The sequence below is a fragment of the Mycobacterium senriense genome (assembly GCF_019668465.1).
Taxonomy (GTDB): Bacteria; Actinomycetota; Actinomycetes; order Mycobacteriales; family Mycobacteriaceae; genus Mycobacterium; species Mycobacterium senriense.
Genome location: NZ_AP024828.1, coordinates 5,353,211 through 5,368,888, shown reverse-complemented (window position 1 = coordinate 5,368,888; position 15,678 = coordinate 5,353,211). Strand labels below are relative to the sequence as shown.

Here is a 15,678-nt window from a genome sequence, read left to right as displayed (position 1 = left end):
GCGCTGGCGACGATGCAGAGCGCAGCGATGAGGAGGAGCAGCGCCCATGACTCAGCAGAGCCCCGACCCCGCATTCCTCAACGACTTCAACGAAAAGATCATCGCGGAGTTCCGCGCGAACGACGGCAAGGTCGGCGGCCAGTTCGCCAACGCCGACCTGCTGTTGCTGCACACCACCGGCGCAAAATCCGGCCGGCCCCGGGTATCGCCGCTGGCCTACTTCCGCATCGACGGCAAGCTCATCATCATCGGGTCCTTTGCCGGCGCCCCGGTCAGTCCGGCCTGGGTGCACAACCTCCGGGCCGACCCGCGGGCGCGCGTGGAGATCGGCACCGACACCTTCGACGTCACCGCCCACGAGCTGCCCGCCGACCAGCGCGCCGCGCTCTTCGACAAAGTCACCGCCGCCGCGCCCGGCTTCGCCGAGTACCAGGCCAAGACCACCCGGGTGATTCCGCTCTTCGAGTTGAACCGGACGTAGCCGGTGGGCGCGTCGCGGCGGGCGGTCCCATCGCTGGTTCTCGCCGCCGCGCGCGCGGGCAGCAAACGGCTGCGGCTGGTCTGGTTCAACCTGGTACAGACCGCCGTGGCCGCGGGCCTGTCCTGGTACCTGACCCACGACGTCCTGGAGCACCCGCAGCCGTTCTTCGCGCCGATCGCCGCCGCGGTGTCGTTGTCGACCAGCAACGTGCTGCGCGCGCAACGCGCCATCCAGATGATGATCGGGGTGACCCTGGGGATCGGGGTGGGTTCGCTGGCGCAGGGCCTGCTGGGTCCCGGCGAGGTGCCCATCGCGGTCGCCGCGCTGGTGGCGCTGGGCGCCGCGGTGTTCATCGGGGGCGGCTTCATCGGTCACGGCATGATGTTCGCCAACCAGACCGCGGTGTCGGCGATCCTGGTGCTGGCCCTGTACCACGGCGGCGTCGGGCTGGAACGCATCTTCGATGCGCTGGTCGGCGGTGCGGTGGCCATCGTCTTCGCCGTCCTGCTGTTTCCCGCCGACCCGCTGTCGGTGCTGCGCAACGCCCGCGTCGGCGTGCTCGGGGTGCTGCATGACGTGCTGTCTCGCGCCGCGGTCGTCGCCATCAGACGCCAAGCGGCCTCACCGGAGTGGCCGCTGACCGCCGTTGACCGCGTGCACGGACAGCTCAGCGGACTGCTCGAGGCACGCACCACCGCTCGCCAGGTCGTCATCGTCGCGCCGCGACGATGGGGTCTGCGGGACGCGGTCCTGGCCGCCGACCACCAGGCCGTGCACGTGGCCCTGCTGGCCGGCTCGGTGTTGCAATTGGCCCGCGCCGTCGCCCCCGAGGTGGACGGGTGGCGTGAGCCGCTTCCGCAGCCCGTGTACACGGTGCTGATGACGCTCGCGGCCGCGACCGCTCTCGCTGAACCCGACCCCGCCGGCGCCTGTGCGTACATCGCCTCGGCGCGTCATCACGCCGCCGAGCTGCAGTCCGGCGCGCGTGGGGAAACGCAGGTGATCCTCGCCGACGTCGTCAGCGCCTGCGTCGACGACCTGCAACGGGTCATCGATCTTCGCCACGTCTGAGCGCTTCAGCGCGAGTCGGCGAGGAACTCCTGAACCAATTTCCGCGGCGCCTGGGTCAGCCACGCCTCGGTGATCAGCTCCTCGAGGTCACGCACCGAAATTTCGGCCAGGTTGACCAGCACCGCGGGATAGCCGTCGAAATGCGGTGTGGTGAAGTAAGTCCCGGGCTCGTCGTCGATCAACGCGAACTTGACGCCCTCGTCGGAAACCCGAACGCCGAGGATGTCGCCCTGCGGCCGTTGAGGGCTGTCGCGCTCCAGCGCCTCGCGCTCGGAGGGCCGCAGCGGCCGCTCCCAGGCCAGCAATTTCTTGCCGACCCGCCAGTCATGCGGTGACGGCTCGGAGGTGAGTGCCAGCTCACCAACGATGCGGGCGACGTCGCCCCACGTGGCCACAACACGATTGTGCTCCCGTTTCGGCGCGGATGCCGTCGGATCGGCAAACGGTACGCGACGGGGCGTGCCGCGCACCCCACGCAACCGTCCGGCATGTGATGAGATCAGCGGGGAGGAGGAGAAGCGCTTGCCAGCAGAACCAGGCGAACCGGGGATCGGGGTCGCGCGCCGCCACCGGGTGACCCACCGCACCGAGTACCGCTACTCCGACGTCGTGACGAGCTCTTACGGCCGCGGATTTCTCACCCCGCGCGACTCGCTGCGGCAGCGCTGTGTCGCGCATCGGCTGATCATCGACCCGGCCCCCGCCGACAGCTCCACCAGCGAGGACAGCTACGGCAACATCAGCTCCTATTTTCACGTCACCGAGCCGCACCGGGCCCTGAAGGTGACCAGCGACTCGATCGTCGACGTCTATCCGCCCGGCCCGGATCCGTATACCGGCGGGCCGGCGGGGCAGCCGTGGGAGGCGGCCCGGCCCGCCGGGCAAGCCGGAGCGCTGGCGACCGAGTTCACCCTGGATCTCAATCCGCCCGAGATCACCGACGACGTCCGCGACTACGCCGCGCCCAGCTTCACCCCCGGGCGCCCGCTGATCGAGGTGTTGCGGGACCTGACGTCGCGCATCTTCACCGATTTCACCTACCGGTCGGGGTCGACGACGATTTCCACCGGGGTCAATGAGGTTCTGGCCGCCCGCGAAGGGGTATGTCAAGACTTTGCCAGGCTGGCGATTGCCTGCCTGCGAGCCAACGGGTTGGCGGCCAGTTACGTATCCGGGTACCTGGCCACCGATCCGCCTCCCGGAAAGGATCGGATGATCGGCATCGACGCCACCCACGCCTGGGCGGCGGTGTGGACTCCGCAGCAGCCCGGCCAATTCGAGTGGCTGGGGCTCGATCCCACCAACGACCAGATGGTCGACGAGCGCTACATCATCGTGGGCCGGGGGCGTGACTACGCGGACGTCCCGCCGCTTCGGGGCATCATCTACACCAACTCGGAGCACAGTGTGATCGACGTCGCAGTCGACGTGGTGCCCTACGAAGGTGAAGTGCTGCATGCGTGACTTCACCTGCCCCAAGTGCGGCCAGCGCCTCACCTTCGAGAACTCCACCTGCCTGAATTGCGGTAGCGCGCTGGGGTTTTCGCTCGACCAGATGGCGCTGCTGGTGATCTCGGAGGACGACACAGGCGAGCACGCCGGCTTCGTGCCCGCCAGCGAGTATCAGCTGTGCGCCAATTTACTTCTCGCCGAATGCAATTGGCTGGTTCCCGTCAACACCCCCCGGCTGCTGTGCCCGTCGTGCGCGCTGACCATCGAACGGCCCAATGACGCCGACACCGTCGGGATGGCCGAGTTCGCGCGGGCCGAGGCGGCCAAACGCAGGCTGATCGCCGAGCTGCACGAGCTGAAGCTGCCGATCGTCGGGCGTGACAGGGATCCCGACTACGGGCTGGCCTTCCGGCTGCTGTCCAGCGCGCACGAGAAGGTGATGACCGGGCACGAGAACGGGGTCATCATCATCGATTTGGCCGAGGGCGACGACGCGCACCGCGAGCAGCTGCGCGTCGAAATGGACGAGCCGTACCGGACCCTGCTTGGGCATTTCCGCCACGAGATCGGGCATTACTACTACTACCGGCTGATCGCGCCGGTCACCGACTACGTGCAGCGGTTCAACGAGCTGTTCGGCGACCACGAAGCCGACTACTCCGCGGCGCTCGACCGCCACTACAGCGAGGGTGCTCCCGAGGGCTGGCAGGAGGACTTCGTATCGTCCTATGCCACCATGCATCCCGCCGAGGACTGGGCCGAGACGTTCGCCCACTACCTGCACATCCGTGACACGCTGGACACGTCGGCGTGGTGCGGGCTCGCCCCGGCGTCGGCCACCTTCGACCGGCCCGCCTTGGGCCCCAGCGCTTTTCAGACCATCATCGACATGTGGCTGCCGCTGTCGTGGTCGCTGAACATGGTGAACCGGTCGATGGGCCACGACGACCTGTACCCGTTCGTGCTGCCGGCCGCGGTGCTGGAGAAGATGAAGTTCATCCACACCGTGATCGACGAAGTGACCTCGGAGGCCCGCGGTCGCGCGTCGATAGCGGGCTAGGGGCCCTACGGTGTGCTTTTCGATCACGGCGGACCTGGTGGTGGGCACCGCCCTCGTGCCGGTCGCGGTCGCGACCCTGCGTGAGGTGAAGCACTGGCGCGAAGTGCCGTTCGCTCTGTTGCCGACGATTTTCGCGGTCCACCAGTTCATCGAGGCGGCCGTGTGGCCCAACGGCGTTGTCTCCCCGGGCCTGGCCCATCTGGCGATGCGGGCGTACGTCTTCATCGCGCTGCCGCTGCTTCCCGCGCTGGTCCCGTGGGCGATCTTGATGCTGGAACCGCGCGGCGCCCGGCTACGGGTGGCGCCGTTCGCATTGCTCGGCACCGTCGTGTCGGTTTATCTGGCCGTCGTCGTGCTCGCCGAACCGGTCACGGTGACGAAGGGCCCCCACGCGCTGCAGTACTAGACCGGCGTTTCGGACGGCTACGTGTGGGCGGTGCTGTACGTCATCGCCGTCATCGGGCCGGCGTTGCTGTCGGGCTATCGCTCCATTGTGGTGTTCGGGTTGGCGAACCTGGTGGGTTTGATCGTGGTCGCGGTCCTCTACACGCAGGCGTTCGCGTCGCTGTGGTGCATTTACGCCGCCACGCTGTCGGTCCTGGCGCTGGTGCACATGGTGCGGCGTCGGCGACTGCCCGATCCGCACCGGCTACGTGGCGTTGCCGAGGATCGGGCGACATCGAACGCGTGAATTCGGTGGGGACGGCCCGAGACTAGGCCGGCATCACCCGTCGTTCGTCGGGACCCCAAATCGGTTGCATGCCACCGGGCAGCGCCAGCTGGGTGGTGGTGATGACCTCGGCCAGGTTGCGCAGCTCGCCATGCACCGCGGCGAGCAGCTCCGCCAGCTGCGCACGCCGGCCGTCGCCGCCGACCCGCTCGAGCTCCGCGGGATGGGACCGCCGCAGCAGGGTGCCGATCTCGTCCACCAGCCGTTCGGGGCGCGAAGATCCCGACGAGCCGGGGAGGTCCTTGAGATTGATCCGCAGCCTCTCCAACTGGTACAGCAGCGACCGCGGGTTCTGCGCGTCGAACAGCATCAGCTCGGCCATGGCGGCCACGCTGACCTTGCCCACCGTGCGGCGCCGGTAAATGACCGAGGACTCGCACGCCACCAGGGTGGACTCGATGACGGTCTGTTCAGCCGCGGCGCCGCGGCCGACGGTCAACGTGGCCTGCAGCAACGCCGTCAGCCACAGCCCGCGTTCGATCCGTTTGCCGATGTCCATCATCGTCCAGCCCACGTCGCGCACCATCGACTCGCCGGCCACCCCGGACAGGGTCAGCATGCCGGCCAGCGTCTGGGCCTGGGCCCCGGTGAGCAGGGCGTCGGCCTCCGAAAGTGGTTCCGGCGGTTCCTTTTCCAGGGCCAGCGCACGCTCTACCGCGGCCAGCACCATCCACGTGTCGTTCGACATCTGGTCGCGCACCGCCCGCGCGGCCAGTGCCAAACCCTCCACCGATTCCACCAGGGAGCCGGGCCGCTCCGGGTCGACGGTGAGCGACCACAGCGTGGAGGGGGCGATCGCGATCATCTCGGCATGGTCGCCGTCGCTGTCGGGCGTTCCGGTGATGCGGCCCAGCGCGGTCATCAGCACCGGCACGCATTCGCTTTCCTCGCTGTGCTGGTGGTGGCGGTAGACGTGGAACCGGTCGCGGGTGACGATCAGCAGCCGCGCCATGCTTTCCGCGCGCTCGCCGTACCGGCCGATCCAGAACAGGTCGGACAGCACGCGCGGGGAGCTGACGCCCCAGGTGCCGGCGGCCGTCTTCGCCGGGGGCTCCGTCGTCGGCAGGCTGATCGCCTCGGCACGGGCGCGCTCCGTGGGTCGCACCCAGACGTCCTTTGCCGCAATGGTTTTCAATGTGTATGCGGCGGACCCGGGTGCCAGCACGTAGCCGATGCCGCCGATCATCGGCGCGTAACCGCCGCGCTGGGCGACGGTGAACAACCGGATTCCGACGCCCGCCGACGACAGCACGCCGGCGTGGTCGGTGGGCGCGGACGAGAATTGCGGCAGCTCCTGGCCGATCCACTGCCACGGTGTCTGCTCGATGCGGGCCGCCAACCGGGTCAGCTGCTGAGACGAAAGCGTGGGCCCGACAAGGGTTTTCTCGCCGACGGCGGATTTCACCAATAACGAGGACAGGTTCGCCAGCAGGTGTGAGCGTTCACTGGCGATGCCGCCCCAGTAGACCTGGGCGGCGGGCAGCTGCAGCGTTTCCGAGAGCAGGTGCTCGGCCATCGTGGGCAGAAAACGTAGCAGCCCAGGGTTTTCCAGAATCCCGCTGCCCAGCGTGTTGACCACGGTCACCGTCCCGCGGCGCTGGGCCTCCACCAAACCGGCCACCCCGAGCCGGGAGTCGGCGCGCAGGTCCAGCGGGTCCGTGTAGTCGGCGTCGACCCGGCGCAGCACTACGTCGACGCGCTTCAGTGTGCCCAGCGAGCGCATCCACAACATGCCGTCGCGCACCACCAGGTCGGCGCTTTCCACCATCGGAAAACCCAGCAGCGTGGCCAGATACGCTTGGTCGAACGCGGTCTCGGAGTAGATGCCCGGGGACAGCACCACGACGACCGGGTCCTGGGCGTCATCGGGTGCCGCGTCGATCAGAGCCAGCCGCAGCGCCTGGGCGAACGGCGTCGTCGGCCGCGGCGCGATGCGCTCGTAGAGCTCGGGAATCGAGTGCGCGACCACCCGCCGGTCGGCCAGGGCGTACCCGGCCCCCGATGGCGCCTGGGTGCGGTCGCCGTTGACGACGAAGGTGCCGTCCGGACGCCGGCTCACATCGCAGGCATGCATGAAAAGCTGGTGGCGGCCCGGGATTTCGATGCCGTTGGCCGCGCGCACGTACCCGGGGTGGCCGAACAGCAGCTCGGGGGGCAGGACGCCGTCAGTGAGCAGGCGGCGCGGACCGTACAGGTCGGCCAGCACGGCGTCGAGCACCCGCGAGCGCTGCAGCAGGCCGGCCTCGAGCACCTCCCAGTCGGCCGCGGACAGCACGATCGGCAAGGTGTCCAGCTGCCATGGCCGGGGCTCCTGGCCGCGACCGCCGGGCGCGACATCGGTGTAGGTGATGCCGTCGTTGTCGATGAGGTCGCGCACCACCGAGCGCAGCCGGTCCAGCCCGGCGCGGCCGCGCTCGGCGATGGCGTCGGCCAGCTCCGCCCACGCCGGGCGCACGTTGCCGTCCTGGTCGACGAACTCGTCATAGCCGCTCGCCGGGCCGTGCCGCAGATCGAACAGCGCTTCCTGGGCCCGCGCGGCGCGGTATCCGGCCAGCAGGCGATCGGCGTCGTAGCCCGCGGTGCCGGCCATCGAGCCGGGTCCAGGCGGTGCACCCGCGCCGAATGTCATGTCCGCAAACACCATTACTGCGCAACGGTACGCACGCGGCGCAGGTCGAGGATGCCCGGCGCGCCGACATCGGTGAAGATCCGGGCCTGCTTCTCCCGGATGCCGGACAGGTCGAGTTTGCCGGAGGTGAAGCCGGTCGCCTCGAAGCGGCGGGCGCGCCGTGCCTCGGCCTCCACGGCGTTGACCGGTGGCGTGTCGTAGGCCCGCCCGCCGGGGTGGGCGACGTGGTAGGTGCAGCCCCCGCGCGACGTGCCGGTGGTGAGGTCGATCAGCTCGAACCGCAACGGCCCGTCGGCCGAGATGGTCGAGTGCAGCGCGCTGGGCGGCTGCCAGGCCTTGAACCGCACCCCGCCCACGTGGATGTCGGGGTTGTCGGTGGCCAGCAACGGCACCGGATAGCCGTTGACCGTCAACACATAGCGATGGCGGTCCGCCCCGATGATGCGGACCTGGATGCGCTCCACCGAGGAGTCGACGTAGCGCGCCGTTCCCGTGGCGGTGGACTCCTCGCCCAGCGTGGTCCACGGCTCGATGGCCCCGCGCAGTTCGATCTCCACGCCGTCGAACACCGCGGTCCCGATGCGCGGGAACCGGAACTCGGTGAACGGATCCAGCCAGCTGGTCTCGAACGCGATGCCGTGCGCGCGCAGGTCCGCGGCGACGTCGGCGATGTCATGAATCAGGAAGTGCGGCAACAGGTATCTGCCGTGCAGGTTGGCGCCGTGGCGGATCAGCGGCGCGCGCAGCGGCTCGTCCCAGAACCACGCGACCAAAGAGCGCACCAGCAGCGACTGCACCATGGCCATCTGCAGGTGCGGGGGCATCTCGAAGCCGCGCAACTCCAGTAGGCCTAGCCGGCCGCGGGCGTTGTCGGGGCTGTAGAGCTTGTCGATGCAGAACTCGGCGCGGTGGGTGTTGCCGGTGATGTCGGTGAGCAGGTGACGCAGCGCGCGGTCGATCACCCACGGCTTGGTGGCGCCACCGCCGCCCAGCCGGGCGATCTCGGCGAACGCGATCTCGAGCTCGTAGAGGGCCTCGGCGCGGCCCTCGTCCACTCGCGGCGCCTGCGACGTGGTGCCCACGAACCGGCCGGCGAACAGGTAGGACAGCGACGGGTGGCGCTGCCAGTACGTCAGCAGCGACACCAGCAGGTCGGGGCGGCGCAGCAGCGGCGAGTCCGCGGGCGTCACGCCGCCCAGGGTGATGTGGTTGCCGCCGCCGGTGCCGCCGTGCGTGCCGTCGACGTCGAAAGACTCGGTACACAGGCGGGCCAGGCGGGCCTGCGCGTACAGCGTCTCCAGCTGTTGGTTCTGTTCGGCGAAGCTGGCGGTGGGCGCGACGTTGACCTCGATGACACCGGGGTCCGGGGTGATGGTTGTCGAGCGCAGCCGTGGGTCCGGCGGGGGATCGTAACCCTCGATCACCACCGGGCAGTCGACCTTGGCCGCTGCCTCGACCCGGGCGATCAGATCGACGTAGTGCTCCAGCGCCTCGGTGGGCGGCAGGAAGACGTAGAGCAGCCCGTCCCGAATCTCGGTGACCAGCGCGGTCGGCGGTGCACCGTCGGCGTCGACCACCTGCGCGCCCGTCGACTCCGTCGACAGGGCGTGGCCGACAGCAAGGGGGTCGGCATCGAACGACGGACGTGGCGGTTTCCAGCTGATCGAGTCCAGCGGTAGCCGCAGCCCCGCCGGAGAATCCCCGGGCAGCAACACGATGCGGCCGCGGCGCAGCCGCCAGTCGGCGCTGGCCCACCCCAGGTCATCGTCGCGCCGGTGCAGCGGCAGCACGAATGCCGCCGGGGCCGTGATGGATTCGTCCAGCCGGGCCAGCAGCGCCGCGCGGCCCGCGGGGGAGTCGGCTGCCAGGTCGTCGGCGTCCTCCACCGGAACCCCTTCGGGCTCAAGGACTTTGGCCGCCAGTCGATGCAGCGGGTCCTCGTAGGCCGGCCGGACCTGCGAGGCCGGCAGGCCCAGGCCGTCGGCGATCCCGGCAAGCACCTGAGAGGCCGCCTCGTTGTCGACGGGGGGTTGCGCCGTGCCGCTCCAGGGGTCGGCCAGCAGCGTCTCGTCGGTCCACAGCGGACGCCCGTCGGTGCGCCAATGCAGCGCAATCTGCCAGCGGGGCAACGGTTCTCCGGGATACCAGCGGCCCTGGCCGCGCTGGATCACGCCGCCCGGCGCCCATACGGCCTTCAAGCGGGCGGCCAGATCGGAGGCGCGCTGCCGCTTGTGCGGGCCGTCGGCGGCCGTCGTCCATTCCTTGGTCGACTTGTTTGGGTGGATATCCACCGCAACGAAGGTCGGCTCGCCGCCGACGGTCAGCCGGACGTCGGCCGCCGCCAGCCGCTCGTCAACCTGCCGGCCGACCTCGCGGATGGTCCGCCACGCGTCGTCGGTGTACGGCAGCGTGACGCGCGGGTCTTCGTGAACCCGGGTGACGGTGTTGGAGAACTCCAGCACCGAGTCGCAGGGTTCGGTGCCCCCAGTGATCGGTGCCGCCGACGTCGGGTGCGGCGTGGCCGCCAGCGGGATGTGGCCTTCGCCCGCGAACAACCCGGACGTCGGATCGAGCCCGATCCAGCCCGCGCCGGGGATGTACACCTCGGTCCAGGCGTGCAGGTCGGTGAAGTCGGCGACGGGGCCCGACGGCCCGTCGAGCGCCTCGACGTCGGAGGCCAGCTGCACCAGGTAGCCGGATACGAAGCGGGCGGCCAGCCCCAGCTGGCGCAGGATCGACACCAGCAGCCAGGCCGAGTCGCGACACGAGCCGACCCCGGCGCGCAGCGTGTAATCCGGTGTCTGCACACCGGGTTCCATCCGCAGGCTGTAGGCGACGGCGGCGTTGATGGCACGGTTGAGCTCGACCAGCATGTCGATGGTGCGAGTGCCGTCGCGCACCGAGTAATCGCTCAGCCAGGCCCGCACCAGCTCGCCCGGGCCGGAGCCGTCGCCGTCTTCGTCGACCGGCCGCAGGTAGGGCTCCAGGTCCTCGGCGAGTTCCTTGGGGTAGGTCAGCCCGCCCCGCCCCTTGCCGGGGACCCACCGTTCGGCCCAGTCCTCGATGAAGAAGTCGAACGGGTTGATCACCTTGAGGTCGGCGATCAGCCCGACGGTGATGCTCAGTTGTTGCATCGGAGTCGGAAACACCAGCCGGGCAAGGAAATTACCCACCGCGTCCTGCTGCCAGTTGATGAAGTGTTCGTCGGGCTCGATGCGCAACGAGTACGCCTCGATGGGCGTGCGGGTGTGGGGCGCCGGGCGCAGCCGCACGATGTGCGGATACACCCGGACCAGCCGGTCAAAGGTGTAGCTGGTGCGGTGCTCCAGCGCAACTTTGATGCTCATTCGCTGATCCCATCACACGCGCGCACGCGGCGCAGCGCGCCGCAATTGCGGCTTACCGCGCCGTAATACGCGAAACCTGCGCGCAGTGCTAGGCCGGTGCGTGTCCCGGTGGGGGGCCGGCCTGGTACCCCGCCTGCTGCGGCGCGGCGACCTGGCCACCGGAAAACTTGCGGTACGCGTAGATCCCGACCAGGGCGGCGACCGGGACCGCCACCACCACGCCGACGCCACACGCCAGGAAACCCACCACCACGGCGGCGACCTCGACCAGCCACACCAGCAGGGCGTTGCCGAAGTTCGACGCGACGGTGGAGAAGCTGGAGGTGAGCGCCTTGATGGGCTGCTCGGACCGATCGATCGCGTACGGGATGGTGAACTGGGCAAAGATCCCCAGGATCAGGCCGGGCAGGAAGCACAGCACCGAGGCGATCGAGGTGAGGATCCCGACCAGCAGCGCCGCCAGAAACACCCTGCCGAAGTTGCGCGGCTTGAAGAAGGACCCGATGGTCACCGGGCGGCCGTCGGCCAGATCCAGGCAGCCGGACAGGAACGCGGACTGGGCGAACGCCCCCACCAGGTATGCCACGAGATAGCCGAGGATCAGCAGCGCCGTACCGCCGCCGTTGAGGTTCCCGGTGAAGGTGAAGTAGTCGTCGTCGGAGTTGCTCGTCGTGCCCATGCTCTGGCTCAGGCCGATCAGGGTGGAGGCGACGGCAAACAGCACCGCGTACACCAGTGCCGGAATAATAAGTGCCACGGCGTTTTTGGTGAATGTGTTCCAGGCCCAGCCGAACGCGTCCCCGATGCTGAACGCGGGCGGGCCACCGTAGCCGGGTGGCGGTCCGTAGCCCGGTGGGGGCGCCCCATATCCCGGGGGCGGTCCGTAACCCGGCTGAGGCGGCGGGGGTGTGCCGTAGCCCGGGGGCGGTCCGTAACCCGGCGGAGGCGGCGGGGGTGCGCCGTAGCCCGGTGGCGGGTAGCCGGGAGGGTTGCTGCCCTGGGGGTCTGCCGGGGTGCCTGGATACTCGGGAGGTTGGCTCATGTCCGTCCTTGCTGTCGCGCGGGACTCGGCAAACGGGAACTTAGCAAAGATGCGGCCGGGGCGCGCGGATCGCCGGGCCGCCCGCCTCGCCCGGCGCGGGTGTCCGCCCGCCGTGGTATGCCTGAAACCGTGTCCGACGGTCTGTTTGACCTCCCCGGCGCGCCGCAGCCGACCGATCACGGGCTGGGCGTGTCGGGCGGTGGACCCCTGGCGGTCCGGATGCGTCCGGCATCGTTGGACGAGGTGGTCGGGCAGGACCATCTGCTGGCGCCCGGATCTCCGCTGCGCCGGCTGGTCGAGGGCTCGGGCGTGGCGTCGGCCATCCTGTACGGGCCCCCCGGCAGTGGCAAGACGACGCTGGCCGCGCTGATCTCGCAGGCGACCGGCCGCCGGTTCGAGGCGCTGTCGGCCCTGTCGGCCGGTGTCAAAGACGTTCGGGCGGTGATCGACACCGCGCGCCGGGCGCTGCTGTCCGGTGAGCAGACGGTGCTGTTCATCGACGAGGTGCACCGCTTCTCCAAGACCCAGCAGGACGCGCTGCTGTCCGCCGTCGAGAACCGGGTGGTGCTGCTGGTGGCGGCGACCACGGAGAACCCCAGCTTCTCGGTGGTCGCGCCGCTGCTGTCGCGCTCGCTGATCCTGCAGTTGCGGCCGCTGAGCGCCGACGACATCCGCACCGTGGTGCAGCGTGCGATCGAGGACCCGCGCGGGCTGGGCGGCCAGATCGCGGTCGCGCCCGAGGCCGTCGACCTGGTGGTCCGGCTGGCCGCGGGTGACGCCCGGCGCGCGCTGACGGCGCTGGAGGTCGCCGCCGAGGCGGTCGAGCCCGGCGGCGAGCTGACCGTCGCGGCCGTCGAGCAGTCCCTGGACGAGGCCGCGGTGCGCTACGACCGCGACGGCGACCAGCACTACGACGTCATCAGCGCCTTCATCAAGTCGGTGCGCGGCTCGGACGTCGACGCCGCGCTGCACTACCTGGCCCGCATGCTGGTGGCGGGCGAGGACCCACGGTTTGTCGCGCGCCGGCTGATGATCCTGGCCAGCGAGGACATCGGCATGGCCGACCCGAACGCGCTGCAGGTCGCGGTGGCGGCCGCGCAGACGGTGGCGCTGATCGGCATGCCCGAGGCGCAGCTCACCCTGGCGCACTGCACGATCTATCTGGCCACCGCGCCGAAGTCGAACGCGGTCACCACGGCGCTGGCCTCGGCGATGGCCGACATCAGGGCCGGCAAAGCCGGTCTGGTTCCGCCCCATCTGCGCGACGGGCACTACTCGGGTGCGGCGGGGCTGGGCAACGCGCAGGGCTACAAGTATTCCCACGACCACCCGGATGGGGTTGTCGCACAACAATATCCGCCGGACGAGCTGGCAGGGGTCGACTACTACCGGCCCACCGGCCGCGGCGGTGAACGCGAAATGGCCGGCCGGCTGGACCGGCTGCGCACGATCATCCGCAAGAGGGGACGGGCATGAAGATCTTCACCGACGAAGAGATGGGCGCCCTGCTGCCCACCGCCCAGCCCTACAGCGTGGTGATCCTCGAGAAGGGACCCAAGTACGGCGACGAGGCAACGCCGGGCATCGTCTGGGAGCACGGCCGCCGCAATTTCGGACTGCGCGACGACGGAGTGCTCCCGGTGGTGCTGCCGGTCATCGACGAATCCGAAGTGTGCGGCATCGGGGTGTTCGCGGCGACGGTCGAGGAGACCACGGCGATCATGTCCGACGACCCGGGTGTGGCGGCGGGCGTCTTCACCTACCGGGTGCACCCCTGCCGCGGATTCCCCGGGGACGCGCTGCCCTGAGCCGGCCCCGGTCCGATTGCCGCGACGCTAGACCAGCTCGGGCACCCGCAGGTGGGCGATCGCCAGCTCGAACTCGCCCACGTCGATCACCTCGGCGCCCAACTCGCGCACGCGCCGGCTGCGCAGCTCGCTGGCGCGGTCGCGGTTGCGGGCCATCGCCTCCATCGAGTCGAACGTGGAGCAGGTGACGGCGCGGCGGCAGGCCGGGTGATCGACCATCAGGCTGGCGCTGCAGAACCCGTCGAGCTCCTGCAGCTCGGGCAGCACCGCCATCCGGTAGAAGTCCAGCGACCGGCCGAGCTGATCCGGCACCACCTTGAGCCAGGTGGCGCGCACGCAGGCGCCGGGGCGGGAGGGGTGGTCGCGGTGCAGCAACGGGATGTCCCATTCCTCGACCCGTGCGCTGCCGTCGAACATCAGCGCGGCCCGGTCGCGAATGGGTGCGACCCGCTCGGCGCTGCCGCGCATCGCCTCCATGGTTTCCCACGAGCTGGTGGCGATGCAGGTGCCCGATTGCCGGTCAACCAGCAGCGACAGTCCCACACACCCGTCGATCTCGGTGAGGGCGGGCATGACGACGTCGCGAACATGCGCAATGCCGATGTCGACCGACAGCGGTTGCGCCTGGATGGTGGTGGAGCGTGCGTACACGGTCGACCCCTTCCATGTCGGGGCGGCACCCCGGTGGCGCCACCGGTCCCACTCGCTACCTTCCTCCTGCCGGTTACTCGCCGCAATGCTTTCGAAGCGCAGATCGGCGACCGGCCGAATGCCTGGCTCGGCCGGTCTACCGCCGCATCTCGATCAGACCAGCTCGGGTACTCGGAGGTGCGCTAGCGCCAGCTCGAACTCGCATTCATCGAGTTCCTCGGCGCGCGCCTCTTGCAGCGAGGAGTTCTTCAGCGCGGTTGCCTGGTCCCTGTTGCGCTCCATCGCATCGATGCTGTCGAACGTCGCGGAGGACACGCCACGCCCAGAGGTGCGGTCGATCATGAGGCTCGCACTGCAGAACCCGTCGAGGCCCTCGAGCTGGGGCAGGACGGACGACTTGTAGTACTCGATGCCCTGGTCCATGGTTTCCGATGGCACCTTGACCCACGTAACACGTACGCCGGCACCTTCGGGCGCGGGGTGGTCGCGATGCAGCGCCGCGATCTCCCACTGCTCGACGTTTGCCGTGCCCCCGAACATTTCCGCCGCCCGGTCACGGATCGGCGTCACGGTTTCACCGCTGGCGCGCATGGACTCGTCGCTCTCCCAGGCGCTGGTGGCGATGCACCGGCCCGAGCGACGGTCGACCAAAAGGGATACGCCCACGCACCCCGGCATACCTTGCAGCGCGGGCATGACGTCATCGCGAACATGTGCAAGCCCGGCGTCGATCGACGAGGGTTGCGCCTGAATTGTGGTAGAGCGTGCGTACACGGTCCACCCCCTCTTTGTTCGGGGCAGCGCCCCGGTGGCGCCACCGGTCATGAACTACCTTCCTCCTGCCCGTTTGCACCCGCAATGGTGTGGCAGCACTCACAATTGGTTGGCTGGTCGTGAGGCCCGCGCCGTAGGCTTGGCGGGATGCATACCGACGTGTTGGACGTGGACACCTCGCGCCGCCGCATCGTCGATCTCACCGAGGCGGTGCGCGGGTTCTGCTGGTCGCGCGGGGACGGTTTGTGCAACGTGTTCGTCCCGCACGCCACCGCGGGGGTGGCCATCATCGAGACGGGCGCCGGTTCGGACGACGACCTGGTCGACACGCTGGAACGACTGTTGCCGCGCGACGATCGCTACCGGCATTCGCACGGCTCCGCGGGCCACGGCGCTGACCACGTGATGCCGGCGCTCGTCGCGCCGTCCGTGACGGTTCCGGTGTCGGCCGGTGAGCCGATGCTGGGGACGTGGCAGAGCATCGTCCTGGTCGACCTGAACCGGGACAACCCGCAACGCTCGGTCCGGCTGAGCTTTCTCCAGGGTTAGCGGCTCGGTGTCCGGCGCGCCGGGGCAGGTACTGTGAGCGGTCGAAATGCGTCGTGAGACGGGCTTGCCATGCCCCGGCGAATA

The 15,678-nt window shown here is 69.6% G+C and carries 13 protein-coding genes and 1 pseudogene; 8 read left to right on the top strand and 6 right to left on the bottom strand.

Annotated elements, in window-relative coordinates; genetic code table 11:
- Positions 1-46: 46 nt before the first annotated feature.
- Positions 47-481, top strand: coding sequence for a nitroreductase family deazaflavin-dependent oxidoreductase (locus MTY59_RS24875; RefSeq protein ID WP_221043506.1), 435 nt, complete (start codon positions 47-49; stop codon positions 479-481).
- Between the two features lie 3 nt (positions 482-484).
- The gene (locus MTY59_RS24870; protein ID WP_221043505.1) at positions 485-1,552 is read left to right on the top strand and encodes an FUSC family protein; all 1,068 of its coding nucleotides are present in this window, start codon (positions 485-487) and stop codon (positions 1,550-1,552) included.
- Positions 1,553-1,557: 5 nt separating this feature from the next.
- Here MTY59_RS24870 and MTY59_RS24865 read toward each other — a convergent pair whose 3' ends face one another.
- Complete coding sequence (locus tag MTY59_RS24865; protein WP_221043504.1) at positions 1,558-1,947, bottom strand: MmcQ/YjbR family DNA-binding protein; 390 nt, start codon at positions 1,945-1,947, stop codon at positions 1,558-1,560.
- 127 nt (positions 1,948-2,074) lie between these two features.
- On the opposite strand from MTY59_RS24865, the gene MTY59_RS24860 reads away from it, so the two are divergent.
- The 3 genes and pseudogenes from MTY59_RS24860 (at position 2,075) to MTY59_RS27860 (ending at position 4,755) form a co-directional block, all read left to right on the top strand.
- Positions 2,075-3,016: a transglutaminase family protein gene (locus MTY59_RS24860; RefSeq protein WP_221043503.1), complete on the top strand. Its 942-nt coding sequence runs from the start codon at positions 2,075-2,077 to the stop codon at positions 3,014-3,016.
- On the top strand, positions 3,009-4,064 hold the full coding sequence (locus MTY59_RS24855) for a zinc-binding metallopeptidase family protein (protein WP_221043502.1): 1,056 nt from the start codon (positions 3,009-3,011) through the stop codon (positions 4,062-4,064). Before MTY59_RS24860 ends, MTY59_RS24855 begins: the two co-directional genes overlap by 8 nt.
- A gap of 10 nt (positions 4,065-4,074) precedes the next feature.
- Positions 4,075-4,755, top strand: a pseudogene (locus MTY59_RS27860) (DUF6629 family protein).
- Positions 4,756-4,777: 22 nt separating this feature from the next.
- Here MTY59_RS27860 and MTY59_RS24845 read toward each other — a convergent pair.
- The 3 genes from MTY59_RS24845 to MTY59_RS24835 form a co-directional block, all read right to left on the bottom strand.
- A complete protein-coding gene (locus MTY59_RS24845; RefSeq protein ID WP_415823347.1) occupies positions 4,778-7,384 on the bottom strand; it encodes a circularly permuted type 2 ATP-grasp protein in 2,607 nt (868 codons plus the stop codon).
- Positions 7,385-7,437: 53 nt separating this feature from the next.
- On the bottom strand, positions 7,438-10,770 hold the full coding sequence (locus tag MTY59_RS24840; RefSeq protein ID WP_221043500.1) for a transglutaminase family protein: 3,333 nt from the start codon (positions 10,768-10,770) through the stop codon (positions 7,438-7,440).
- 88 nt (positions 10,771-10,858) lie between these two features.
- Positions 10,859-11,812, bottom strand: a complete 954-nt coding sequence (locus tag MTY59_RS24835; protein ID WP_221043499.1) for a hypothetical protein — start codon at positions 11,810-11,812, stop codon at positions 10,859-10,861.
- 117 nt (positions 11,813-11,929) lie between these two features.
- Between MTY59_RS24835 and MTY59_RS24830 the strand changes: the two genes are divergently transcribed.
- On the top strand, positions 11,930-13,288 hold the full coding sequence (locus MTY59_RS24830) for a replication-associated recombination protein A (protein WP_221043498.1): 1,359 nt from the start codon (positions 11,930-11,932) through the stop codon (positions 13,286-13,288).
- The gene (locus tag MTY59_RS24825; RefSeq protein WP_221043497.1) at positions 13,285-13,620 is read left to right on the top strand and encodes a hypothetical protein; all 336 of its coding nucleotides are present in this window, start codon (positions 13,285-13,287) and stop codon (positions 13,618-13,620) included. The genes MTY59_RS24830 and MTY59_RS24825 overlap by 4 nt, the downstream gene beginning before the upstream one ends.
- A 27-nt stretch (positions 13,621-13,647) precedes the next feature.
- Here MTY59_RS24825 and MTY59_RS24820 read toward each other — a convergent pair whose 3' ends face one another.
- Both MTY59_RS24820 and MTY59_RS24815 read right to left on the bottom strand, forming a co-directional pair.
- On the bottom strand, positions 13,648-14,271 hold the full coding sequence (locus MTY59_RS24820) for a hypothetical protein (protein ID WP_221043496.1): 624 nt from the start codon (positions 14,269-14,271) through the stop codon (positions 13,648-13,650).
- A gap of 153 nt (positions 14,272-14,424) precedes the next feature.
- The gene (locus MTY59_RS24815; RefSeq protein WP_221046646.1) at positions 14,425-15,045 is read right to left on the bottom strand and encodes an antibiotic biosynthesis monooxygenase; all 621 of its coding nucleotides are present in this window, start codon (positions 15,043-15,045) and stop codon (positions 14,425-14,427) included.
- A gap of 159 nt (positions 15,046-15,204) precedes the next feature.
- On the opposite strand from MTY59_RS24815, the gene MTY59_RS24810 reads away from it, so the two are divergent.
- Positions 15,205-15,594 (top strand): secondary thiamine-phosphate synthase enzyme YjbQ, encoded by a 390-nt coding sequence (locus MTY59_RS24810; RefSeq protein WP_007774433.1) that lies wholly within the window; start codon positions 15,205-15,207, stop codon positions 15,592-15,594.
- Positions 15,595-15,678: the final 84 nt, after the last annotated feature.